The organism is Corynebacterium sp. KPL1814 (assembly GCF_000478175.1).
Lineage (GTDB): Bacteria > Actinomycetota > Actinomycetes > Mycobacteriales > Mycobacteriaceae > Corynebacterium.
This window is the reverse complement of sequence record NZ_KI515775.1, coordinates 122,988-144,316: the sequence shown is the minus strand read 5'-3', so window position 1 is coordinate 144,316 and position 21,329 is coordinate 122,988. Positions and strand designations below refer to the sequence as shown.

At 59.5% G+C, this 21,329-nt stretch carries 20 protein-coding genes; 14 read left to right on the top strand and 6 right to left on the bottom strand.

Annotated elements, in window-relative coordinates:
• The first annotated feature begins 34 nt into the window (after positions 1-34).
• The 4 genes from HMPREF1257_RS04590 (at position 35) to HMPREF1257_RS04575 (ending at position 4,857) form a co-directional block, all read left to right on the top strand.
• The gene (locus HMPREF1257_RS04590) at positions 35-1,231 is read left to right on the top strand and encodes a hypothetical protein (RefSeq protein ID WP_023026096.1); all 1,197 of its coding nucleotides are present in this window, start codon (positions 35-37) and stop codon (positions 1,229-1,231) included.
• Between the two features lie 69 nt (positions 1,232-1,300).
• A complete protein-coding gene (glmU, locus tag HMPREF1257_RS04585) occupies positions 1,301-2,746 on the top strand; it encodes a bifunctional UDP-N-acetylglucosamine diphosphorylase/glucosamine-1-phosphate N-acetyltransferase GlmU (protein ID WP_023026094.1) in 1,446 nt (481 codons plus the stop codon).
• Between the two features lie 16 nt (positions 2,747-2,762).
• Positions 2,763-3,737 carry a ribose-phosphate diphosphokinase gene (locus tag HMPREF1257_RS04580; protein ID WP_023026092.1) on the top strand — a complete coding sequence of 325 codons (975 nt, stop codon included), beginning with the start codon at positions 2,763-2,765 and terminating at the stop codon, positions 3,735-3,737.
• Between the two features lie 460 nt (positions 3,738-4,197).
• Positions 4,198-4,857: a 50S ribosomal protein L25/general stress protein Ctc gene (locus HMPREF1257_RS04575; RefSeq protein ID WP_023026089.1), complete on the top strand. Its 660-nt coding sequence runs from the start codon at positions 4,198-4,200 to the stop codon at positions 4,855-4,857.
• 73 nt (positions 4,858-4,930) lie between these two features.
• Here the strand turns inward: HMPREF1257_RS04575 and HMPREF1257_RS04570 are convergent, their stop codons facing one another.
• Positions 4,931-5,086 carry a hypothetical protein gene (locus HMPREF1257_RS04570; protein WP_023027927.1) on the bottom strand — a complete coding sequence of 52 codons (156 nt, stop codon included), beginning with the start codon at positions 5,084-5,086 and terminating at the stop codon, positions 4,931-4,933.
• Between the two features lie 154 nt (positions 5,087-5,240).
• Between HMPREF1257_RS04570 and pth (HMPREF1257_RS04565) the strand changes: the two genes are divergently transcribed.
• From pth (HMPREF1257_RS04565) to HMPREF1257_RS04535, 7 genes are all read left to right on the top strand, one after another.
• A complete protein-coding gene (gene pth, locus HMPREF1257_RS04565; RefSeq protein WP_023026084.1) occupies positions 5,241-5,774 on the top strand; it encodes an aminoacyl-tRNA hydrolase in 534 nt (177 codons plus the stop codon).
• Positions 5,775-5,779: 5 nt separating this feature from the next.
• A complete protein-coding gene (locus HMPREF1257_RS04560) occupies positions 5,780-6,619 on the top strand; it encodes a fumarylacetoacetate hydrolase family protein (RefSeq protein ID WP_023026082.1) in 840 nt (279 codons plus the stop codon).
• Positions 6,620-6,719: 100 nt separating this feature from the next.
• Positions 6,720-7,595, top strand: a complete 876-nt coding sequence (ppk2, locus tag HMPREF1257_RS04555) for a polyphosphate kinase 2 (protein ID WP_023026080.1) — start codon at positions 6,720-6,722, stop codon at positions 7,593-7,595.
• Between the two features lie 30 nt (positions 7,596-7,625).
• Positions 7,626-8,804 (top strand): sensor histidine kinase, encoded by a 1,179-nt coding sequence (locus tag HMPREF1257_RS04550; RefSeq protein ID WP_023026077.1) that lies wholly within the window; start codon positions 7,626-7,628, stop codon positions 8,802-8,804.
• Positions 8,797-9,456 carry a response regulator transcription factor gene (locus tag HMPREF1257_RS04545; protein WP_023026075.1) on the top strand — a complete coding sequence of 220 codons (660 nt, stop codon included), beginning with the start codon at positions 8,797-8,799 and terminating at the stop codon, positions 9,454-9,456. The genes HMPREF1257_RS04550 and HMPREF1257_RS04545 overlap by 8 nt, the downstream gene beginning before the upstream one ends.
• An 85-nt stretch (positions 9,457-9,541) precedes the next feature.
• Complete coding sequence (locus tag HMPREF1257_RS04540) at positions 9,542-10,255, top strand: ATP-binding cassette domain-containing protein (RefSeq protein ID WP_023026072.1); 714 nt, start codon at positions 9,542-9,544, stop codon at positions 10,253-10,255.
• Between the two features lie 91 nt (positions 10,256-10,346).
• Entirely contained in the window at positions 10,347-11,744 is a 1,398-nt protein-coding gene (locus HMPREF1257_RS04535) for a hypothetical protein (protein ID WP_023026070.1), read from the top strand.
• 46 nt (positions 11,745-11,790) lie between these two features.
• Here HMPREF1257_RS04535 and HMPREF1257_RS04530 read toward each other — a convergent pair whose 3' ends face one another.
• Both HMPREF1257_RS04530 and HMPREF1257_RS04525 read right to left on the bottom strand, forming a co-directional pair.
• Entirely contained in the window at positions 11,791-13,245 is a 1,455-nt protein-coding gene (locus HMPREF1257_RS04530; RefSeq protein ID WP_023026068.1) for a glyceraldehyde-3-phosphate dehydrogenase, read from the bottom strand.
• A 63-nt stretch (positions 13,246-13,308) separates the two neighbouring features.
• The gene (locus tag HMPREF1257_RS04525) at positions 13,309-14,304 is read right to left on the bottom strand and encodes a nitronate monooxygenase (protein ID WP_023027929.1); all 996 of its coding nucleotides are present in this window, start codon (positions 14,302-14,304) and stop codon (positions 13,309-13,311) included.
• Positions 14,305-14,339: 35 nt separating this feature from the next.
• Between HMPREF1257_RS04525 and pth (HMPREF1257_RS04520) the strand changes: the two genes are divergently transcribed.
• Entirely contained in the window at positions 14,340-14,987 is a 648-nt protein-coding gene (gene pth, locus HMPREF1257_RS04520; protein ID WP_023026063.1) for an aminoacyl-tRNA hydrolase, read from the top strand.
• On the opposite strand, the gene HMPREF1257_RS04515 is transcribed toward pth (HMPREF1257_RS04520), so the two are convergent.
• Positions 14,984-15,676, bottom strand: a complete 693-nt coding sequence (locus HMPREF1257_RS04515) for a TrkA family potassium uptake protein (protein ID WP_023026061.1) — start codon at positions 15,674-15,676, stop codon at positions 14,984-14,986. The two genes, pth (HMPREF1257_RS04520) and HMPREF1257_RS04515, sit on opposite strands and share 4 nt — an antisense overlap.
• On the bottom strand, positions 15,669-17,021 hold the full coding sequence (locus tag HMPREF1257_RS04510) for a TrkH family potassium uptake protein (protein WP_034659299.1): 1,353 nt from the start codon (positions 17,019-17,021) through the stop codon (positions 15,669-15,671). Before HMPREF1257_RS04510 ends, HMPREF1257_RS04515 begins: the two co-directional genes overlap by 8 nt.
• Positions 17,022-17,138: 117 nt before the next feature.
• Here HMPREF1257_RS04510 and HMPREF1257_RS04505 point away from each other — a divergent pair, with 117 nt between their 5' ends.
• Positions 17,139-17,975: an SDR family NAD(P)-dependent oxidoreductase gene (locus tag HMPREF1257_RS04505; RefSeq protein ID WP_034659301.1), complete on the top strand. Its 837-nt coding sequence runs from the start codon at positions 17,139-17,141 to the stop codon at positions 17,973-17,975.
• A gap of 24 nt (positions 17,976-17,999) precedes the next feature.
• Positions 18,000-19,634, top strand: a complete 1,635-nt coding sequence (locus HMPREF1257_RS04500) for a peptide chain release factor 3 (protein ID WP_023026054.1) — start codon at positions 18,000-18,002, stop codon at positions 19,632-19,634.
• 15 nt (positions 19,635-19,649) lie between these two features.
• Here HMPREF1257_RS04500 and HMPREF1257_RS04495 read toward each other — a convergent pair whose 3' ends face one another.
• Complete coding sequence (locus HMPREF1257_RS04495) at positions 19,650-21,212, bottom strand: aspartate:alanine exchanger family transporter (RefSeq protein WP_034659302.1); 1,563 nt, start codon at positions 21,210-21,212, stop codon at positions 19,650-19,652.
• Between the last annotated feature and the right edge of the window lie 117 nt (positions 21,213-21,329).

Below are 21,329 nucleotides of genomic sequence, written 5' to 3'. Positions count from 1 at the left end.
CCCGCTTTGTCTCGGTTATCTCGAAAGTTCTTTCATGTCTAACTCAAATGCCAGGTACTTCATCTGGTCCAATGGCCTACAAAATTTAGGCGACCAGATCGTTGCGTCCAAAACGGTGCTGCCGGCGCTCTTTAATGCGGCAGGCGTCCCTGCCTTCTTCACCGGTCTGCTTACCCCTATCCGGGAATCTGGCTCCATGCTGCCGCAGGCCGCACTTACCCCTTGGGTGACCACGCACCGCGCCCGCAAGCGCTTGTGGATGATCGGCTCGACCGGCCAAGCCATCTCCGCCGCCGTGATTGCCCTTGCAGCATTCTTTATACGCGGAGCATGGTTGGGCGTGATCGTACTTCTTGCATTGGCGGCGCTTTCCCTGTTCCGCGCGTTGTGTTCCATCGCCGGCAAAGACGTGCAGGCGCGCACGATTTCCAAGGGCCAGCGCGGCCGAGTGACCGGATCCGCAGCGGCCTTGGGCGGCGGGGCCACCCTGCTTGCCGGCGTCATCTTATTCCTCTTGGGGGATCTCACGATCTCTACTATGGGCATCGTTTTATTGGTCGGCGCTTCTACCTGGGCCATTGCGACGTGGGTATTTTCGCACGTGGAAGAGCCGGTGCCGGAGGGTAAGCAAGAGGGCATCGATAAGAGCTGGTGGTCAGATACGTGGCACCTTTTCACTGACGATGCCCAGTTCCGCAACTTCGTCATCGTTCGCGCTCTGCTGCTGGTCTCGGCGCTTTCTACCGCATTTATCGTGCTGCTGCACGATGACCTTTCTGGTGTCTTCGGCTTCGTGATTGCCTCTGGTTTGGCCTCGCTTATCGGTGGGCTAGTTTCTGGCGTATTTTCGGATAAGTCTTCCAAGAACACCATGGCGGCTGGTGCTGCCGCCTCCTCCGTTATCATCCTGCTCATCGTGGCTAGTTCCCACTGGGCCTCAGACGCTGTGAATGCTTGGGTCATGCCGCTCGGCTTCTTTGCCGTCAATCTCGCGCATACGGCAGTTCGCGTGGCGCGAAAGACCTACGTGGTGGATATGGCCGGTGGGGATAAAAGGACGCAATACGTGGGTGCGGCTAACACCATGATGGGCATTATTTTGCTCATCATGGGTGGCATTTCTTCCGTCATCGCTCTCGCGGGGCCAGAGGCAGCGTTGATTTTCTTGGCGCTCGTCGGCTTTGTTGGAGTGTGGCGCGCGGGCAGCCTTAAGGAGGTTTCTCGCACATAGTTTAAATATGGACTATAAAATAAAGCCCGAAGAACTAATCAAACTCAACCCCCAGGAGTTTTGTTGACCGTGGAAGCAACTACCCCAAGTGCCGTCGTCGTCCTCGCGGCGGGCGCCGGCACGCGCATGAAATCCACAAAGCAAAAGACTTTGCACGAAATTGGCGGTCGCACGCTGCTTGGACATGCGCTGCACGCCGCGGCGGGAATTAATCCAGACCACCTCGTGACCGTCGTGGGCCACCAGCGCGAGCAGGTCTCGCCCGTCGTAGAAAAAATTGCGAATGAGCTGGACCGCAAGGTTGTGCAGGCCGTGCAGGAAGAACAGCGCGGTACCGGCCACGCCGTGTCCTGCGGGATTTCCCCGATTTCTGATTTCGAAGGCACCATCATCGTCACCAATGGTGACGTGCCGCTTTTGACCCCAGAAACCATCGAGGGGTTGCGCGATACCCACACCGCTCAAGGCAATGCGGTCACGGTGTTATCCATGCGCCTTGCAGAGCCTACCGGCTATGGCCGCATCATTCGCGACACGGACGGATCCGTGTCCGCCATCGTGGAGCACAAGGATGCCACCGAAGAACAGCGCTTGGTCGATGAGGTCAACTCCGGCGTTTTCGCGTTCGATGCGGCAGCGCTGCGCGATGCCCTAACCAAGCTTGATACCAATAATGCGCAGGACGAGCTCTACATTACCGATGTCCTCGAAATCGCCCGCACCGCCGGGCATGACGTGGGAGCACACGTGGCCGCAGATCCGCAGGAACTCGCCGGGGTTAATGATCGCGTGCAGCTGGCGGCCGCCGGCCGCGAGCTCAACCGCCGCATGGTGGAAAAGGCCATGCGCGGCGGCGCCACCATCATCGATCCGGAAACCACTTGGATCGGTGTCAATGTCACCATCGGCACCGATGTCACCATCCACCCCGGCACCCAGCTATGGGGAGCGACTAGCATCGCCGATAATGCCGAGGTCGGCCCAGATTCCACGTTGACGAATATGCAGATTGGTACCGGCGCGTCCGTGGTCCGCACGCACGGCAGTGATTCCGTCATCGGCGTTAACGCCAAGATCGGGCCATTTACCTTTATTCGCCCGAATACCATCGTGGGCGAAGACGGTAAGCTCGGCGGCTTCGTGGAAGCGAAAAATGCCGAGCTCGGCCGCGGTACCAAGGTGCCGCACCTTACCTATATTGGCGATGCCACCGTGGGCGAGGAATCCAATATCGGTGCGTCCTCGGTCTTCGTCAATTACGACGGTGTGGACAAGCACCACACCACCATTGGCAGCCACGTGCGCACCGGCTCGGATACGATGTTTATCGCTCCAGTCAATGTCGGTGATGGCGCGTACTCCGGTGCGGGTACAGTAATTAAAGACGATGTTCCCGCGGGAGCACTCGTAGTCTCCGGTGGCAAACAGCGCAATATCGAAGGCTGGGTTGAAAAGAAGCGTCCGGGCACCCCAGCGGCAGAAGCCGCAGCCCGTGCACAGGACAACGAAAAGTAAAGGGGCATATTCTCCTATGACTGGCAAGGTAACTGGTAGTAGCAAGAACATGAAGCTCTTTTCTGGGCGCGCACACCCAGAATTGGCAGAGGCAGTGGCAAAGGAACTCAACACTGATCTGGTTCCCACCACCGCCCGGGACTTCGCCAATGGCGAGATCTTTATCCGCTTCGAAGAGTCCGTGCGCGGCGCTGACTGCTTCGTCATGCAATCGCATTCTCAGCCGCTTAATAAGTGGTTGATGGAACAGCTCATCATGATCGATGCGCTGAAGCGTGGTTCCGCCAAGCGCATCACCGCGATCTTGCCGTTCTACCCATATGCGCGTCAGGATAAGAAGCACTTGGGCCGCGAGCCCATCTCCGCCCGCCTGGTCGCAGATCTCCTGGAGGCAGCCGGTGCGGACCGCATCGTCTCGGTGGACCTGCACACGGACCAGATTCAGGGCTTCTTCGACGGCCCTGTGGACCACATGCACGCCCAGCCCATCTTGACGGACTACATCAAGTCCAAGTACGCCACCGATAACATCGCCGTCGTCTCCCCCGATGCTGGACGCGTGAAGGTCGCCGAAAAGTGGGCCCACGACTTGGGCGATGCCCCGCTGGCCTTCGTGCACAAGACCCGCTCGAATACCGAGGCCAATAAGACGGTCTCCAACCGCGTGGTGGGCGAAGTTGAGGGCAAGGACTGCGTGCTTCTCGATGACATGATTGACACCGGTGGCACCATCGCCGGCGCTGTGCGCGTGCTCAAGGAAGCGGGCGCAAAGAAGGTCATCATCGCCTGCACCCACGGCGTATTCTCTGACCCCGCCCGCGAGCGCCTGTCCGAATGCGGTGCCGAGGAAGTCATCACCACCGATACCCTGCCGCAGTCCACCGAAGGCTGGTCCAACCTCAAGGTCCTGTCCATCGCCCCACTGCTGGCTCGGACCATCCACGAGATCTTCGAAAACGGTTCTGTAACTACCCTTTTCGATCGGGCATAAGCGTTTCGCCGGTCACACTACACCTCGCACCCCGCCCTTCGCGCTCACCGTGAACGGCGGGGTGTTGGTGTTTTCCATCCCCGTGAGCGCCAAGGGCGTCGCAGGTACGCGCAAGCACTACCGCCTGCTGTTCTCCCACCCGCCCTTCGCGCTCACTGCGTAACCCGAGCTACAGACATACGCGCCGCCGGTGAGCGCGAAGGGCGCAATCAGAGGAAAGGGCGCGAAGGAAGATTAACGGGGTGGGTTTTGGTTTCGTCGGCCGAGAGATGCTAATCTAACTCAGTCTCGGCGAGGGCGACTCAAAAATTGGGAAGCCGTTATCGACGCGATTGAAGTTAGAGCATGTTGCTTTTATTGACGCCTGCGATGACTCGTCCAAGACGTTCATCGGCAGGCTTTCGTCGTTTTTATAACTTCGATAGCCTCGCCGCACTACACCGACAAAGGAGATTGCATCATGGCAGAGCGCCCAATCATTAAAGCAGAACCACGTACCGTCTTTGGCAAGGGCTACGCCCGCCGCCTGCGCCGCGACTGGAAGGTTCCCGGCGTAATCTACGGTAGCGACCAGGAGCCAGTACACTTCGCAGTGCCGCTGCTGGACATCCAGTCCCTCGTTCGCAACAACGGTGTCAACGCCGTTCTGGAGCTCGAGATCGAAGGCGAGCAGTACCTGACCATGGTCAAGAACGTTGACCAGAACGTGCTCACCATGGACATCGACCACGTTGACTTGCTGCTGATTAAGCGCGGCGAGAAGGTCGAGGTTGAGGTTCCGATTACCCTGACCGGCGAGTCCGCACCGGGCACCATGCACATCCAGGACGCAGACGTCCTCATGGTTGAGGCTGACGTACTGAACATTCCGGAAGAGATCGAACTGTCCATCGAGGGCCTCGAGGACGGCGAAGTCATCACCGCCGCCGACATCACCATGCCGGAAGGCACCACCCTGGTGGCAGACCCAGAGACCGTTATCCTCTCCATCTCCCTGCCTGAGGTTGACGAGGAGCTCGAAGAGGCCGCTGAGGCTGCTGAGGAAGGCGGCGCCGACGCTGGTGCCGACTCCGTCGATGAGGAGGGCGAGTCCTCCGAGTCCGGCGATTCTGAGGAGTAGTTTCCCACTCCCCCAAACGCATATCGCCGTGAGCAGCAATGCTCACGGCGATATCGCAGTTTTATAGATGGTTTTATAAATCTTGTCCGGCAAGTTCACGAATTCTAGGCGTGATTTCAATCTTGCCCTTGCCTTCCTTAGCGCGCTTGATAATGAGCCGCGCAGCAGCAACTTTGCTACTAGGTACATTTTCGGTTTCGCGATCAACTTCAGTTGATTTTTCGGACATGGGGCGCACCTCCTTAATCACTACGATACTTCTCCAAGTCCACCGTTATAAGAAGTATTTTTAGCAACCGAGCAGCAATGATACTCGGCGGCATATTCCATGGAGCATGTAATTGTATTTCCAATAGAATTTCAATCTATGCGACAATAATGCAGTGACTCCACTACTCGTAGTAGGCCTTGGCAATCCTGGCCCGAAATATTCCGGCACGCGGCACAATATCGGCTTCGATGTTGCCGATGAGCTCGCCGGTGAATTAATGAGCAGCTTTTCGGTACATAAGAAGACTAATACCGAGGTTGCGGAAGGAACGCTATCCGGCCGCAAGGTAATCTGCGCTAAACCGCGGTCCTTTATGAATCTTTCTGGCGGGCCGATCAAGGCACTCGCCCAGTATTTCCATCTGGCGCCCGCGGATATTGTGGTAGTCCACGATGAATTAGAGTTCGACTTCGGGACCGTGAAATTGCGCCAAGGCGGCGGCGATCACGGGCACAACGGTCTGCGCTCTACCACGAAGTCGCTCGGTACTAAGGACTATCAGCGTCTTTCCATAGGCATCGGAAGGCCGCCAGGCCGGATGGATCCGGCATCGTTTGTGCTCAAGCCGTGGTCCAAGCAAGAAAAGGTGGAGATCCCCATCCTTTGCGCTGACGCGGTAGCAGAAATAAGGAGTGCGCTAGACTAGCTGGCATGAAATTGGCTACTCTTCGCACCGCGTTCGGCACCTCCGCAATCCGCATTGAAGGCGATAATGTGGGAGTGGAGCTGGACTACGAAGACGTAGGCGCGCTGCTGCGCAGCGAAGATTGGCGCAAGGCCGCACAGCTATCCGGCGAGCCAATAGTCTTTGATCAGCATGATTTAGAAGCAGTCGTCCCAACGCCAGGGAAGATCATCTGCGTGGGCCTTAATTACGCCAAGCATATCCGGGAAATGGGCCGCGACTTTCCCGAGCACCCCACGCTGTTTATCAAATTCGCCGATGCGCTAACCGGCCCCTTCGATGACGTCTATATCCCCGAATACGCTACCCAGAAGCTGGACTATGAGGGTGAGCTAGCGGTGGTCATCGGCGAGCGCGCGCACCGCGTAACCCGCGCGGACGCATTGGATTACGTGGCGGGGTATTCCATCATGAATGACTACACCTTGCGCGATTTTCAGCGCCAGACCAGCCAATTTCACGCTGGCAAGTCTTTTTATCGCACCGCAGGGTTTGGGCCTTGGCTGACCACCCCTGATGAATGGGCGCCGGGCAGTAGCGCGCGGCTGACCACCACGGTTAATGGTGAAGTGCGCCAGCAGGATAATACCGATGACCTCATCTTTTCCATCGCTGAACTCATAGAATTCTGCTCGCAGCTCTACCCCCTCAACCCCGGTGACGTCATCGTAACCGGTACGCCCGAAGGCGTTGGTTTTGCCCGCGACCCGCAGCAATTCCTCCAAGACGGCGATACGGTCGCCATCGACGTCGAAGGACTCGGCCATATTTCTAATACCACTCGCTACGGCGAGCCCAGCCTCTAAGCCTGTTGCACATACCCCGCACATGCTGTGGCTGGGTTCTCACTCCAACGAGGGCATACCAGTTTTCTAGATAGGGCCACCAAGCCGTTAAGCTGGAAGAATGAGCACCAAAAGCAGCAAATCCCCTAAGAAGCTGAATAAAAAGGCCTACGAAAAAGAGCTCGAGCGGTTGCAAGCAGAGCTCGTCGATATGCAGCAGTGGGTTGTTGAGACCGGCGCCCGCGTGGTCATCATCATGGAAGGCCGCGACGCCGCCGGCAAGGGTTCTGCCATTAAGCGCATCACGCAGTACCTCAACCCCCGCACCTGCCGCATCGAGGCGCTTCCCGCCCCGAACTCGCGCGAACAGGGCCAGTGGTATTTCCAGCGCTACGTGGAAAAGCTGCCTACCAAGGGCGAAATCGTCATCTTTGACCGCTCCTGGTACAACCGCGCTGGCGTTGAGCGCGTCATGGGCTTTTGCACCGACCAAGAATACGTCCGCTTCTTGCACCAGGCTCCCACCTTTGAGCAGATGCTTGTGGAAGATGGCATTATCCTGCGCAAATACTGGTTCTCCGTCTCTGATGAAGAGCAGATTAAGCGCTTTGAATCCCGCCGCAATGATCCGCTGCGCCGCTGGAAGCTCTCGCCCATGGATCTCCAATCCATTACCCGCTGGGAAGACTATTCCCGCGCCAAGGATGCCATGTTCATCCACACCGATACCCCGACCGCACCGTGGTACACCGTGGAGTCTGAGGACAAAAAGCGCTCGCGCATCAACGTCATTTCGCACTTGCTCAATACCATCCCCTACGAGAAGATCGAGCGCGAGTTGCCGGAGATCCCGCACCGTCCCGATTCCGATGGCAAGACCTACGAGCGCCCAGACCGCGAAGAGTTCCGTTATGTGCCGGATGTAGCTGCCAAGCTGGAGGCCTCACCCACAAAGAAAGATAAGAAGAAAGGTAAGAAGAAGGACAAAAAGAAGTAGTCCCCCGAAGCCGTACTACTATGTCCGACTATGAGCACTGACACCGTCGCCAAAGCACGCTTAGGGGATAAAATCCTCACCGCGGTGGCAGCGCTCATTGCGCTGTTTTATCTCATCGGGGCTTGGGCGGCTCCAGGAGCGATCGAGCTCATCCAAGCAGCGCTTTCGCTTTTATTTTTGCCCTTCATCTGGGTCTGGCGTACCAAACCGGTACTCAGTGCAGCTGGCTTTATCGTCCTCCTTGGTGCGTGGTCCGCGGCGTGGATAAGCCAGCTACCAGCCAACCTCGGGGTTACCCCATGGGCATTGACCGCGCCGATGGCCGTCTACGCCACTTCCCGCTACGTGGAACGCCGCTCAATTCCCCGCGCGGTGCTTATCGCCGCGCTCTTGGGTTCCTTTGTATCGCCTGCTATGTGGCGCATTGACCCCGAGTCCTTTCTCTTATCTTTCCAGCTCGATCGCCGCTACATCACCTTGCTGGTGGTGCATTGGGCGGTGCTCGGCAGCGCCTATTTCATCGCCGCACGCTATTTTGACCTGGATAGGCAACGCGAGCGCTTAGCTCAAGAACGGTTCCACCAAGCGCAGGAGGAAGAGCGCTTACTCATCGCTCGGGAATTGCACGATGTCTTGGCCCACTCCCTCACCTTGATCAAGGTTCAGGCTAATGCCGGGATTATCGCCGCGCGCACGGATACCACCGCTGCCGAGGACACCTTGCAGAGCATTCGCGATGGTGCGGATTCCGCGCTGGAGGAAGTGCGCGGCATTGTCACAGCGCTACGCAGCACGGGGCCTTCGGCTTTGGAACCCGCGCAGCAGCTCGAGCATGTACAGAGCATCATCGACGGCTTTCGCACCGCTGGCCTGAAGATTGACGCGGAATTGCCTTCCTCCTACGAGGTTTCCGCGCTGACTCAGCTAGCCCTGGTACGCATCATTTCTGAAGGGCTGACCAATGCCCTGCGCCACCAAGGCCCCGGTACGCACGTGCAGCTAAAACTCACGCTTTCCGATGCCGCACGGGTCACCCTCATCTCCACCGCTACTTCCCCGACACCCAGTGAGGTATCCGGCAGCGGCGTCGGTTTGGTGGGAGTTAAGGAACGCGCCCAAGCCTTGGGCGGAAGCTTAACTAGCAGTGGCGATGCCCAGAAATTTACACTGGCTGCGGAACTACCATTACACAAGGACAACCATGCCTAAGATTCGCGTCATGCTTGCAGACGATCAAGCGATGCTCGTCGCTGCCTTATCGACCATATTGAACGCGCAGGAAGATATTGAGGTGGTGGCTACCGCAGCCTCCGGAGGCGACGCCGTTTCCTTGGCACTTCGCCACCGCATTGATGTGGCCATTTTGGATATACGAATGCCTGGCATGGATGGAATTGCCGCGGCCCAAGCCATTCTTTCCCGCACCCCTAACTGCCGGATTATCATGCTCACCACATTCAATGAAGAGGATCTGGTATCCCAGTCGATTGCCGCCGGTGCGCATGGATTCTTGCTAAAAGACGCCGACCCAGAGGTTCTGGTACACGCCGTACGCGACGTTGCCAAGGGCGAGTCTGTCCTCGCCTCGCAGGTAACGGGCCCTGTTTTAGAGGGCTACCGCAAAGCGCTAACGCACAGCCAGCTCAGTCCACACGAACGCCAGGGGCTTAACCTAGTCACTCGGCGCGAGATGGAGGTGCTCTCGCTCATCGCGCGCGGGGCTACAAATCGCGAGATTGCCGGCCACATGTCTATCGCAGATACCACGGTAAAAACGCATGTCTCTGCGCTGATGTCCAAGCTAGCTGCACGCGACCGCGTGGCTTTGGTGCTGCTGGCGCACAAAGCTGGCATTGCCTAGCCTCCTACTGTGGTAGGACTACCCCGGCGCGAAGACCGTCTCGCAGGCGGAAGATTTCGATAGTTGCGCAGCTCATACTTTTGGTATGAGCTATGAGGTTTCTTTCGAACACATCACAAAGTCTTTTGGTTCCCAGGCAGTGCTGCGGGATATCAGTTTTCAGGTCTTACCTGGCCGGGTACACGCTGTGCTCGGGAGAAATGGTGCCGGCAAGTCCACCTTGTTTTCCATTTTCCTCGGTCTGCTGCCCGCCGATTCGGGAACGGTGTGCGTGGCTGGCAAACCATGGTCACGGGAAGTTCTCGACCATGTTGGCGCCTCGGTTAACGGGCCAGCCTTCTACGGGCACCTATCCGCCACGGATAACCTCCGCGTGCATACCCGCCTTCTCGGATTGCCCGACTCGGAAATCAATCGTGTCTTGCACATTGCTGGTCTAGCCGGGGCTGGTGCTAAGAAGGCAAAGTCTTTTTCCACCGGAATGAAAGCCCGTTTAGCCTTAGCCCAGGCCCTACTGGGTGATCCAGAAATCTTATTGCTCGATGAGCCGCAAAATGGACTCGATCCACAGGGCATCGCGGAGCTGCGCAAGCTCCTCCAGCAGCTCGCCGCCGCTGGGCACACCGTCGTGGTCAGCTCCCATCAACTCGGTGAGGTCCTTCACCTAGCCCACGACATCACTATTTTGTCCCAAGGTACCATCCGGTATTCCGGCTCCCTGCAGGAACTGGCCCCCAGTGGTGAATTGGAAGCCGAATTCTTCCGCCTGACTTCTGCCGATGGTGAGACCGATGTTTAAGCAGTATCGACGGTATCTTTCTGCAGAACTACTGCGTTGCCGCGGTAGCGCCGTGCAGTGGTTACCCTTACTCGCCCTGCCTCTGGTGGTAATGACGGTATTCTTTTCTGCCTTTGCGTCCTCTGCCGAGGACGCTACAGGTGTTCTTGGCTGGCAGTCCATGTTTATCACCGGTATGTATGCGCCGCTCATTGCGCTTTTTGCTGGCGTTCCAGAGCGCCGCGAGGCACTCAGCCGCGGCGGCGGCACACTATGGCGCCGGCTTAATCCCCGTTATGAGCACGCCTCCCGGTTCCTCATCGTCGTGGCAAGCCTCGCTGTTTTCCACCTACTAAATTTCGGCTTGTCCTGGGTGGCGGTTGCAGCGCAAGCTCTTGCAAACCACCAGCTGCTTATCATCGCTGGGGCCTATTCTTTCCTCGGGGCTATCGGCATCGCGGGGTTTGCGACCGCATGTGCCCGCAGGCTGGGCCTTGCCGTCACGCTTATCTTCGCGGTTATATGGCAGGTCATTAGTGTGCTTCCTCGCGTTGTCGAGGGGCCGCTATGGTGGGCCTTCCCACCCGCGTGGCCGCTACGGTTACTCTTGCCTGCGCTGCGCATCCACCAGAATTCGGTTCCGCTCGAGCCAGGTGATCCACTACTACAGGAAAGCCCACTTCCTGCGCTTGCGTTATGCCTCATCCTCGCTGTAGCAGGCTCTTTGACCGCAACCATGACGCCTCGCCGATTACGGCCGCTTTCCCGACCCCGGCGCGTGACGGCGCCCACGGTCAGTGCTGCCGCCACTCCGGCTCAGGGATGGCAGCCTGCCACTGTCTCTCGTGCCGCTGCCCGCTCGCGCCGTGCCGATGCGCTGTGTGGCTTTCACCGGGCCATCATGACGCCAGCGGTCATTACGTGCTTGGTATTAAGCGCCTTAGCGCTGATCTTTATTGCCCTTTACTACCCACCACGTTATGTACAGGGATTCTTCGTATTTCTGCTTCTCCCCGTGGGGGCCGGTGTACTTCCTGTGCTGGTCTGGCCGGGGTTCTCGGGCGCGTGGCCGATTGTTTATACAGAATCTCGCCACTGTTCTACTGCCCTTCTCCTGTGGTTACTGGGCATCATCGCAGTGGTGTGCACGTGTGCTTCAGTCGCGGTTATCTTCGCCGGTGGTGCTGCCCTAACCGTACTAGCGCAACTGCCCCTAGCGGTCGGCGTGGGGTACGTCCTCACGGTGATATCGCTCATCGTCGTCATCCGCTTTGGTATCTGGAGCTCACTTGCTCTGACAATCGTCGGCACCATTGTCTCCGTGACGGTAGGCGGCGATGTCCTCGCGAAGACCGTCCTCTGGCTCGTTGCCTTCCCCGCCTGGCCGATGAATGCGGATTCTCCTGGCCGCTACGCCTGTGCTGCGATAATGACCCTGCTTTTCGCCGCCATTACTTCGTGGGCCGCCAGGCGGTTGCTGCGCACACGAGCACTTCGCCCTACCGATTAAATAACTAAGGCCCGCGGGGACTCCGCGGGCCTTAAACTATGCGAGCTTAAAGCTCAGAGGGAGATACGCGCTTGGGCAGGACCACCGGGCGGGCATTAGAAAGCCCCTCCACCACGCGGATGACCTGGTTGGAGTAACCAAACTCGTTGTCGTACCAGACGTAGAGCACCAAGTGCTTGCCGGAGGCGATGGTGGCGATGCCATCGACGATGCCGGCATTGGTATTGCCCACGAAGTCGCTAGAGACGACCTCTGGGGAGGCGATGTAGGAAATCTGCTGGCGCAGATCCGAGTGCAGGGAGACGTTGCGCAGGAAGTCATTGACCTCATCGCGGTCGACTTCTTGCTCCAGCTCCAAGTTAAGCACCGCCATGGACACATCCGGGGTAGGAACGCGGATGGCGTTACCGGTCAGCTTGCCTTCGAACTCCGGCAGGGCCTTGGCCACGGCCTTAGCGGCACCGGTGGCAGCAAGCACCATGTTCAGGCCGGCGGCGCGGCCGCGGCGCTCGCCCTTGTGGTAGTTATCAATGAGGTTTTGGTCATTGGTAAACGAGTGCGCGGTTTCCACGTGGCCGTGGGCCACGCCGTAGCGGTCATTGATCACCTTGAGCACCGGGGTAATGCCGTTGGTAGTGCAGGATGCGGCGGAGAGGATCTTATCGTCATCGGTAATGGCGGAATCGTTGATGCCAAAGACGATGTTTTTAATATCGCCCTTGCCCGGTGCGGTCAGCAGCACGCGGGCCACGCCCTTGGCCTTAAGGTGCTGGGACAGGCCTTCCTTATCGCGCCAAACACCGGTGTTATCTACCAGCACGGCGTTGTTGATGCCGTATTCGGTGTAATCAATCGTGGCTGGATCGTTGGCGTAGATCATCTGGATCTTCGTGCCATTGGCCCAGATAACCTGTTCTTCCTCGTCCACGCTGATGGTGCCGTTGAAGGCGCCGTGGACGGAATCGCGGCGCAGGAGGCTGGCGCGCTTGATAATGTCCCCTTCGCCCTTATTGCGCACCACAATCGCGCGCAGGCGCACGCCGCCGTAAGCGGCCTCGCGGGCAACAAGGATGCGGGCAAGGAGGCGGCCGATGCGGCCAAAGCCGTACAGCACGACATCGGTTGGGTCGATATCCTCGCCGGCACCGACGATTTCCGTGAGTTCATCTTCGAGGTAGCGGCGCAGGTCTTCTTCGCCCGACTCTTCAAAGCCCAGGAGGAGGCGTCCGACGTCGATGGACGCGGAGCTTAGGTTCATATCCGCTAGTTCGGACAGGATGGGCAGGGTTTCTGCCGTGGAGAGCTGGCGCTGGGCAATGCGGCGTCCGTAGCGGTGGGACTTGATGATGTCGATATCGGTCTGCCCCACCAGCGGGCGGCCGAAGATGGTGGCGACGACGTTGTTGTTGCGGTGCAGTTGGTGGATGAGGGGAATCATCTGTTGCGCCAATTCGAGGCGCTCGTTCCAGTCATCATGTCCAATATGTGCGTTCGCAGTCACGAGGCTCCATCCATTTCTATTTCGGGGGTGGCTAGCAATCTTCGCCCCAAATTTTAGCGTGTATCAGTGTTTGTTTTGGCATAGGGAGTCCAGAATGTCTGCGACACTACCCCCGCGGATTTTGGCCGCCGGCTCACCTACGAGACAGTAGGCTACGGCGCCATCGTGCTGCGCTCGGCGTTCCTTGAGCACGGAATTAAGCATGGGATATATCGGGGGTATATCGGGGTGGGCGCGGGTGTAGTCGGTCTCTAAACCGCGCGCATGCCGCCCGGAAAAGGCGCGGGTGGCTACGGTGGCCCCGCCGCGCTGGAGAAGCTTGCGGTTGTAGTCACTGGTTCCGGCTTCTTTACTCAGCAAAAAGGCAGAGCCGCACGATGCGGCGGCCACGCCGGGCAGGCTTAATACCTGGGTTACCTCTCCTGCCGTGCGCAGCCCGCCCGCGGCAATCAGCGGGATGTTCGGTGCGACGGCGTGGACGGCTTCGTGAACGGCGGCGATGAGCTCTGGCAGTGGCCGATCATCGGGAAGCGCGGTGCGGTCCCACGTGCCGCGGTGCCCGCCGGCAGCGGGCCCTTGTACGCACAGCGCGTCCACTCCCAGTTTGGCGGCAGCGCGGGCCTCATCGGGTGTGGTGACGGTGGTCCAGGCCTCGGCACCCGCGGCGTGGATGCGGACAAGCTGCTCAGAATCAAAGGTACCGAACATGGACCACACGACGCGGGCGCCGCCCTGAAGCGCCAGCTCGAGCTTGTCGTGGAAGCCGAAGGAATAATCGGGATCCGGCAGCGGGGTACCTTCGGCCGTGGCCAGATCCGCGGCGGCGGCCAACTGCTCAGGAGTTAACGGATCCTGCGGGCAAAACAGGTTCACCCCAAAGGGGATGCCGGCGCAGGCATCGATCTGGCTGCGGGCAGAATCCACGCTGGCAGACCCAAGCCCCAGGGTGCCAAAGGAGCCGGCCGCATGCGCGGCGCGCACCAGATGCACGGTGGTAGGCCCGCCCGCCATGGGCGCTGGCATTACGGTTCGGCGCAAAGATTGAATAACCTGGCTCATAGGACACTACTGTACCGAGCTAGAAAGGCGCATTCGTGGCAGCTTTGAAAGATTTTATTGCCCGGTTTTTCGGCGGTCCCTCGCCAGCGCAGCAGGGGCTGGACCCGGCCGAGTTAGAGGCAGACTGGCTCATCATTGGCCTGGGCAATCCCGGCGCGAAGTACGCCGCCACTCGCCATAACGTGGGATACATGGCCGTCGACGATGTACTGGCCCAAGGCGGCGACGTGCTTGAGCCGGTGCGCGGAATGGACCTCGAGGCAGCCCCGCTGCGCTGGGGCGATACCCGCGCGCTGGCGGTGCGCACGACAACGTTTATGAACCTCTCCGGCGATCCGATTGCCCCGCTGGCGCAGGCTTTGGGCATTGCGGCAGACCACATCATCGTCATCCACGATGAGCTCGACCTGCCGGCCAATAAAATTCGTCTGAAGCAGGGCGGCAATGAAAATGGGCACAACGGGCTGAAATCGCTCACGCACAACCTGGGCACGCGGGATTATGTGCGCGTGCGCATTGGCATCGCGCGCCCGCCCAAGGGCTCGTCGATTCCGGATTATGTTTTAGCACCTGTCGATGCCGGCCCCGGCTTCGATACCGCCATCGCCACCGCCGCCGAAGCTGCCCAACTCATCGCGACCCAGGGGCTCGTACAAGCCCAAAACCGCATTCACTCGCGCTAAGACTGGGAAAATTTCTCCAGCGCCTGCGGGCTGCCGGCGGCGACGATGAAGTCGGTGGGGGCGAGCTGGGTGGCATCGGCAAGCGGGGCCCAAGCACCCTCCGCCTGGCAGACCGACACCAACTGCACGTGGTGGGTGCGCCAAACCTCGCCCAAATCGAGCGGGCGACCCGTAATCGAGGAGGGCGCGGCCATCTGCGTCACGCCGTAGTACGGGGCGATCTCAGCAAAATCGCGGAAGCGCCCGCCCAAGAGGTAGGCCACGCGGCGGCCGGTATCGCGCTCGGGGCGGATGACGTGGTGGGCGCCGATCTGGCGCAGGATGCGCTCGTGGGCCTCCGAATTGGCCTTGGCCCAAATATCTTTGACCCCCAGCTCCACCAAATTGGAGACGGTGAGGATAGACGCCTCCAAGTGCGAGCCGATGCCCACGATGACCCGCTCCACCTCATCGATGCCCAGCTGGCGCAGCGCCGCCGGATCGGTGGTATCCGCCGAAATGGCCTCGGTTAAATGGGGCGCTCGTTCACGCACAATCTTCTCGTCGGAATCGATGCCGAGGACCTCTACCCCATGGCCCATGAGCTCGCCAGCCAGGGAGCAACCAAACCGCCCCAAGCCAATGACGACGACCGGGGCAATGTCCAGGGTGGCGCGGGAGTGGCCCAACGCCTTAAAAATGCTAGCCAATGAAGGGCCTTTCTTCGGGGTAGCTATAGCGGCGGCTGAGGTTCTTGGCCGCCAACGCTGCTACCAGGGTGGTTGGGCCAACGCGGCCCAAGTACATGATGAAGCACAACACGATTTGTGAGGGTGCAGACAAGCTGGCGGTAATCCCGGTGGATAGGCCCACGGTGGCAAAGGCGGACATGACCTCAAAGGAGACCTGATCGCCGCTGAATTGCGGGTCGAAAAAGCGCAGCGCCGCCACGCCGAGGGTCACCACCAGCACCCCGGCAAAGCTCAATGCTAGCGCCTGCCGGGTCACACTGTGGGGAAGGCTGCGGTGGTAGATGGAAGTCTTTTCCTTGCCCAAGAACTCCGCGGCCATGGCGGCTAATAGCACGCACGCCGTGGTGACCTTGATGCCGCCGGCGGTACCGGCCGAGCCGCCACCGATAAACATCAAGATATCGGTACCCATGAGCGTTACCGGGTGAGCCTCACCGTAGTCGAAGGTATTAAAACCGGCCGTGCGCGGGGACACGCTGGCAAAGAACGCGTTGAGGAGCTTGTCGCCCCACGTCATCGGTGCCAGTACGCCACTCCACTCCGTCAAGGCAAAAAATATCGTGCCGGCCACAATGAGCACGCCGGTGGCCGCCAGCGTCATCCGCGCGGTAATAGAGATGCGACGCATCGCCTCCGACCCGCGCCGCATGTGACGCATCAATTCCGCCCAGACCGGGAAACCCAGCCCGCCGCCGATGACCGCTCCGGCCAGCGGCAGGAGGATCCAGGCATCGCCCACAAACGGCACGAGGTTATCACTATTGGTGCTAAACCCGGCATTGTTGAACGCCGAAATGGCGTGGAAGATGCCCTCCCATAACGCCCGCGGGAAGGAATGCCCGTAGCCCACCATCAGGCGCGCGGTGACCGCCGCCGCGATAATGCTTTCTACCAGCGCGGTAAAGGCAAAGGTAAAAATCAGGGTGCGGCGGATGCCACCGGCAAGGATGGGCCGGCTTTCATAGGCACCGGTCTTGCGCGCCTTAAAGCTAATCCGGCCGGTTAAAAGCCAGCCAGATAGCGAGGCCAGCGACATAATCCCCAAACCGCCCAGTTGGATGAGGGCCAAGATGACCACTTGCCCGGCTGGGCTCCAGAAACTTCCGGTATCGACCACGACCAGCCCGGTCAGCGAGACCGCGGAGGTTGCGGTAAAAAGGGCAGATAAAAACGAGGCGCGGGAATCTCCCGCCTCGGCGAACGGCAGCAATAACAATGCCGTTCCTATCAGGATGAGCAGTAGAAACCCGGTGGCTGTTAGCCGCGCCGGTCCCCACTGCCGCAGAAAAAGCAGGCGCTTCACAAACCGGAAGTATAGACCCGTCCAGCCCCAAGCGGAACTGCGCGGCGGGACGCCGCGGAGAAATATCACGAACGAATGTCGCAAACGAATGTCGCGACCATCGCTAGAATCTAGCGTATGACTTCGCCGTATTCCGCCGCTAGGACCATCGTGATTACCGGGGCATCGTCAGGCATTGGTGCCGCAGCCGCCCGGCAGATTCGCCGCACGCGCCCGCAGGATAACCTCGTCATCATCGGTCGTAATCCGGACAAGACCAAGGCCGTTGCAAAGGAGGTGGACGGACAGTATTTCCTCGCCAATTTCGAATCGCTTGCCCAAGTGCGCCAGCTGGCTAATGACCTGCAACAACTAGAGCGCATCGATGCTTTGGGCAATAATGCCGGGGGTATCTTCGATGGCCCCACCATGACTGCCGATGGATTCGAGCGCACGTGGCAGGTCAACGTCGTCGCGCCCTTCCTTTTGACATCCCTGCTGCAAGAAAAGCTGCGCGATAGTAACGCCACCGTGGTCAACACGGCGTCCTTGGCCAATATGCTGATCTCCAATTTCGACCCGGCAGATCCCAATACGCTGGAGCATTTCAGCCCAGAGCGCGCATACGGCAATGCCAAGCTGGCGGATATCTTGCTCGCCCGGTTTATCGATGCCCACGGCATCAACGCGGTGTCTTTTCACCCGGGCGTATTAGCCACCGAGTTTGGCAAGTCCTCGAACGGGCTTACCGGCAAGGTGTATTCCGGGGTCATCGGCAAGGCCTTTGGCACCGCAGAGGCCGGCGGCGAGAACTTGGCTTACTTCCTCACCGGCACCGAGGGCATCCATTTTCAGTCCGGGGAATACTACAATAATAAGCGCACGCTGGGCGTGCAGCGCCCGATTGCGAAGAATATCTCTGTGGCCCACCGCGTCTTTGAGGATCTGGGCCGCCGCCTCAATGTGGAGTGGTAGCGCTCAAGCACTAGACTATGGCGCATGAGTTCTGTCGCTTTTGAGGCCTCGCGCCGCCGCACGTTCGCCGTTATCGCCCACCCGGATGCCGGTAAGTCCACGCTGACGGAGGCGCTGGCGCTGCATGCGCACGTGATTAATGAGGCCGGCGCGGTACACGGCAAGGGCAACCGCAAGTCCACCGTGTCTGACTGGATGGACATGGAGAAAAACCGCGGTATCTCCGTCGCCTCGTCCGCGCTGCAGTTTGAATACGCCCCGGAGGGACACGAGGGCGAGCCTTATATGATCAACCTGGTTGATACCCCAGGTCACGCGGACTTTTCGGAGGATACCTACCGCGTGCTCACCGCGGTGGATGCCGCAGTGATGCTTATCGATGCCGCCAAGGGCCTCGAGCCACAAACACTCAAGCTCTTCCGCGTTTGTAAGGCGCGCGGGCTGCCCATCGTCACGGTGATCAACAAGTGGGACCGCGTGGGCCGCGAGCCGCTCGAACTCGTTGATGAAATCGTGAACGAAATCCAGCTGCAGCCCACCCCGCTGTACTGGCCGGTGGGCATCGCAGGCGATTTCCGCGGCCTGGCCCATATCAATGATGACGGCGAGGCCGATAACTACATCCACTTCATCCGCACCGCCGGTGGTTCCACCATTGCGCCGGAAGAGCACTACGATCCTGCGGCCGCAGAAGAAAAGGAAGAGGACGTGTGGGAAACCGCGGTAGAGGAAGCCGAGCTGCTTGCCGCCGATGGCGCCCTGCACGATCAAGAACTCTTTGAGCAGTGCGTGACCTCCCCGCTCATCTTCGCCTCGGCAATGCTGAACTTCGGTGTCCACCAGATCCTTGATACCTTGTGCGCCATCGCCCCGGCACCGCATTCCCGCGAATCGGATCCCAAGGCCGTGGAGGCCGCCACCAGCGCCATCGATGAGGTCCGCGAGGTAGCCGATGACTTCTCCGGCGTCGTATTCAAAGTGCAGGCGGGCATGGACCAAAAGCACCGCGATAACTTGGCGTTTATGCGCGTGGTCTCCGGCGAATTCGAGCGTGGCATGCAGGTCAACCACGCCCAATCCGGCCGCAGTTTTTCCACCAAGTATGCGCTGACGGTCTTTGGTCGCACCCGCGATACCGTGGATACCGCTTACCCGGGCGATATCGTGGGCCTCGTCAACGCGGGCGCGCTAGCTCCCGGTGACACCATCTATTCCGGCAAAAAGGTGCAGTTCAAGCCCATGCCTCAATTCGCCCCGGAAGCCTTCCGCATCCTGCGCGCGAAATCGCTGGGCAAGTACAAGGCCTTCCGCAAGGGCTTGGATCAGCTCTCTGCCGAGGGCGTGGTGCAGGTCCTGCGCAACGATGCGCGCGGTGATGCCTCCCCGGTCATGGCAGCGGTCGGCCCTATGCAGTTCGAGGTCATGCAGGCCCGCATGGAATTCGAGTACAACGTCGAAACCGTCACCGAGCCCATCCCCTACTCCGTGGCGCGGCGCACCGATGCCGAATCCGCACCGGAACTCGGCCGCCAGCGCGGCGTAGAGATCTTCACCCGCCAGGACGGCGAGCTCATCGCCCTATTTGGCGATAAGTGGAAGCTCGCCTTCATTGAAAAGGAACACCCCGAGCTCACCATGGAGACCTTGGTCGCGGATTAATACCGCGGCCGCCCGTCAGAGCAGCATGACGGGGATGACCACGATCTTCATGAACTGCGCCACCACGATGGTAGAGGTATAGCCGGTGAGGATGCGCGAATCCGAGCTGGCGCCCGTGGCGTAATTGACCACCGCGGGCTGGCCAAAGAGACCGGAAATTCCGCCGGAGGTGCGGGTTTCGGATTGCCCCATAAAGCGGCTGGCCACCGCGAAAATCCCGATGATGATTACGGCGATGATCGCGGCCAGCACCATGGATTTCAGCCCCATCCAAGAGAAAGCGGTGGACACAAAGGCCTCGCCGGAGGACAGGCCCACCGAGGCCAAGAAGATAGCAAGGCCCCACTGCTGGAATGCAGTATTAATCGGGGACGGGATCTGCCACGGAATGCGGCTGGTGCGGTGCAAGGCGCCGAGGACCAGTCCGGTGATCAATGGGCCCAGCGCGAACCCGAGCTCGAAGGACGCGCCGCCGGGCAGCGGCACCACGATGAGGGAAATCAGGTAGCCAATGGTCAGCCCACCGCCGAGTGCTACCCAATTAAGCTGCGAGTATGCGGTCACGGAATCGCCGAAGTAATCGCGGACATCGCCCAAGCGGTCATGCTTGACCACGATTTCTAGGTCATCACCAGATTCCAAGTGGGTTTCATTGGTGGCAAGGAATTCCTCATCGCCGCGGCGCACCCGCACAATCCGCGCGCCGTAGCGCGAAAAGAGGTTTAACTCCTTGACCTTGCGGCCCTCAATATCCTCATTGGAAATGGCCACGGTCTCATTGACCAAGCGCTTATCCACAAACGGGGTTTGGGGCTGGCGCTTTCCCAGTGCATCGGTAAGCTCCTTAGCTTTTGCCTTGGTCACCAGCACACGCAGGACATCGCCGCGGTGCAGTTCCGGGTTATCGCCCGGCACGTCGATATCGCGGCCGCGGCGGATGGTGGCAATGACGAAATGATCCGCGAATTTCTCGCGCAGCTCGGCATAGGAAATATCGCGGGTGACCTTAATCGTTCGCGAGCGGAAAATCTTTTCCGCCGAGTGGTCTTGGTCCTTCTGCGCAGGCCAGCTATGCCGCAGGATGAATGCCACGAGGAGGATGGCCACGGCCACGCCGACCGGATAGGCCAATGAATAACCCACGGCGGGCAGCTCCTCGCCGGATTGCTGCTGGGCCACGGCCAGCGATGCCGTGGACGTCGTTGCACCGGAAAATACGCCGGTCACCGCCAGCGGCGATAGCCCCATGAGGCTGCCTACGCCCAGCGCCGCGGCCGCTGCGGCTATCACCGCCACCGTGGCGAGCAACATGTGCTTTAGCTGGGTGGAAAAGCCCTTGAAGAAGGCCTCGCCGGCAGATAGCCCCTGCATATAGATAAAGAGGCCCAGGCCCAGCTCCTGCAAGGAGCTGAGGATATTGTCATCCAGATCAATAAAGGATCCGAAGGCTAAACCGACAAAAAGGGTACCCGCCGCGCCGAAGCGCAACGGACCAAAGGGAATCATGCCAAAAAGCGTGCCGAGCACGATCATGAAGAAAATGCTCAGCCAAATATGGCCATCAAAAATAGCTAACACTCTGTGCAATCTTAGGAGCTAAACGCGATTTAGCTAGCTGAGAAGGCTTGGCACCTTGCACCGAATACCGCCATTAGTGCAGCGCACGCTATTATTCCTTCTGTCACCGCCAAGAAT

What these genes read in the sequence shown, in the direction of transcription:
- HMPREF1257_RS04540 (WP_023026072.1), top strand. Translation starts at nt 9,542, where the DNA reads ATGAGCTATGAGGTTTCTTTCGAACACATCACAAAGTCTTTTGGTTCC.
- HMPREF1257_RS04580 (WP_023026092.1), top strand. Translation starts at nt 2,763, where the DNA reads ATGACTGGCAAGGTAACTGGTAGTAGCAAGAACATGAAGCTCTTTTCT.
- HMPREF1257_RS04545 (WP_023026075.1), top strand. Translation starts at nt 8,797, where the DNA reads ATGCCTAAGATTCGCGTCATGCTTGCAGACGATCAAGCGATGCTCGTC.
- HMPREF1257_RS04560 (WP_023026082.1), top strand. Translation starts at nt 5,780, where the DNA reads ATGAAATTGGCTACTCTTCGCACCGCGTTCGGCACCTCCGCAATCCGC.
- HMPREF1257_RS04505 (WP_034659301.1), top strand. Translation starts at nt 17,139, where the DNA reads ATGACTTCGCCGTATTCCGCCGCTAGGACCATCGTGATTACCGGGGCA.
- HMPREF1257_RS04590 (WP_023026096.1), top strand. Translation starts at nt 35, where the DNA reads ATGTCTAACTCAAATGCCAGGTACTTCATCTGGTCCAATGGCCTACAA.
- HMPREF1257_RS04550 (WP_023026077.1), top strand. Translation starts at nt 7,626, where the DNA reads ATGAGCACTGACACCGTCGCCAAAGCACGCTTAGGGGATAAAATCCTC.
- HMPREF1257_RS04535 (WP_023026070.1), top strand. Translation starts at nt 10,347, where the DNA reads ATGACGGTATTCTTTTCTGCCTTTGCGTCCTCTGCCGAGGACGCTACA.
- HMPREF1257_RS04500 (WP_023026054.1), top strand. Translation starts at nt 18,000, where the DNA reads ATGAGTTCTGTCGCTTTTGAGGCCTCGCGCCGCCGCACGTTCGCCGTT.
- ppk2 (WP_023026080.1), top strand. Translation starts at nt 6,720, where the DNA reads ATGAGCACCAAAAGCAGCAAATCCCCTAAGAAGCTGAATAAAAAGGCC.
- HMPREF1257_RS04575 (WP_023026089.1), top strand. Translation starts at nt 4,198, where the DNA reads ATGGCAGAGCGCCCAATCATTAAAGCAGAACCACGTACCGTCTTTGGC.
- HMPREF1257_RS04525 (WP_023027929.1), bottom strand. Translation starts at nt 14,304, where the DNA reads ATGAGCCAGGTTATTCAATCTTTGCGCCGAACCGTAATGCCAGCGCCC.
- HMPREF1257_RS04570 (WP_023027927.1), bottom strand. Translation starts at nt 5,086, where the DNA reads ATGTCCGAAAAATCAACTGAAGTTGATCGCGAAACCGAAAATGTACCT.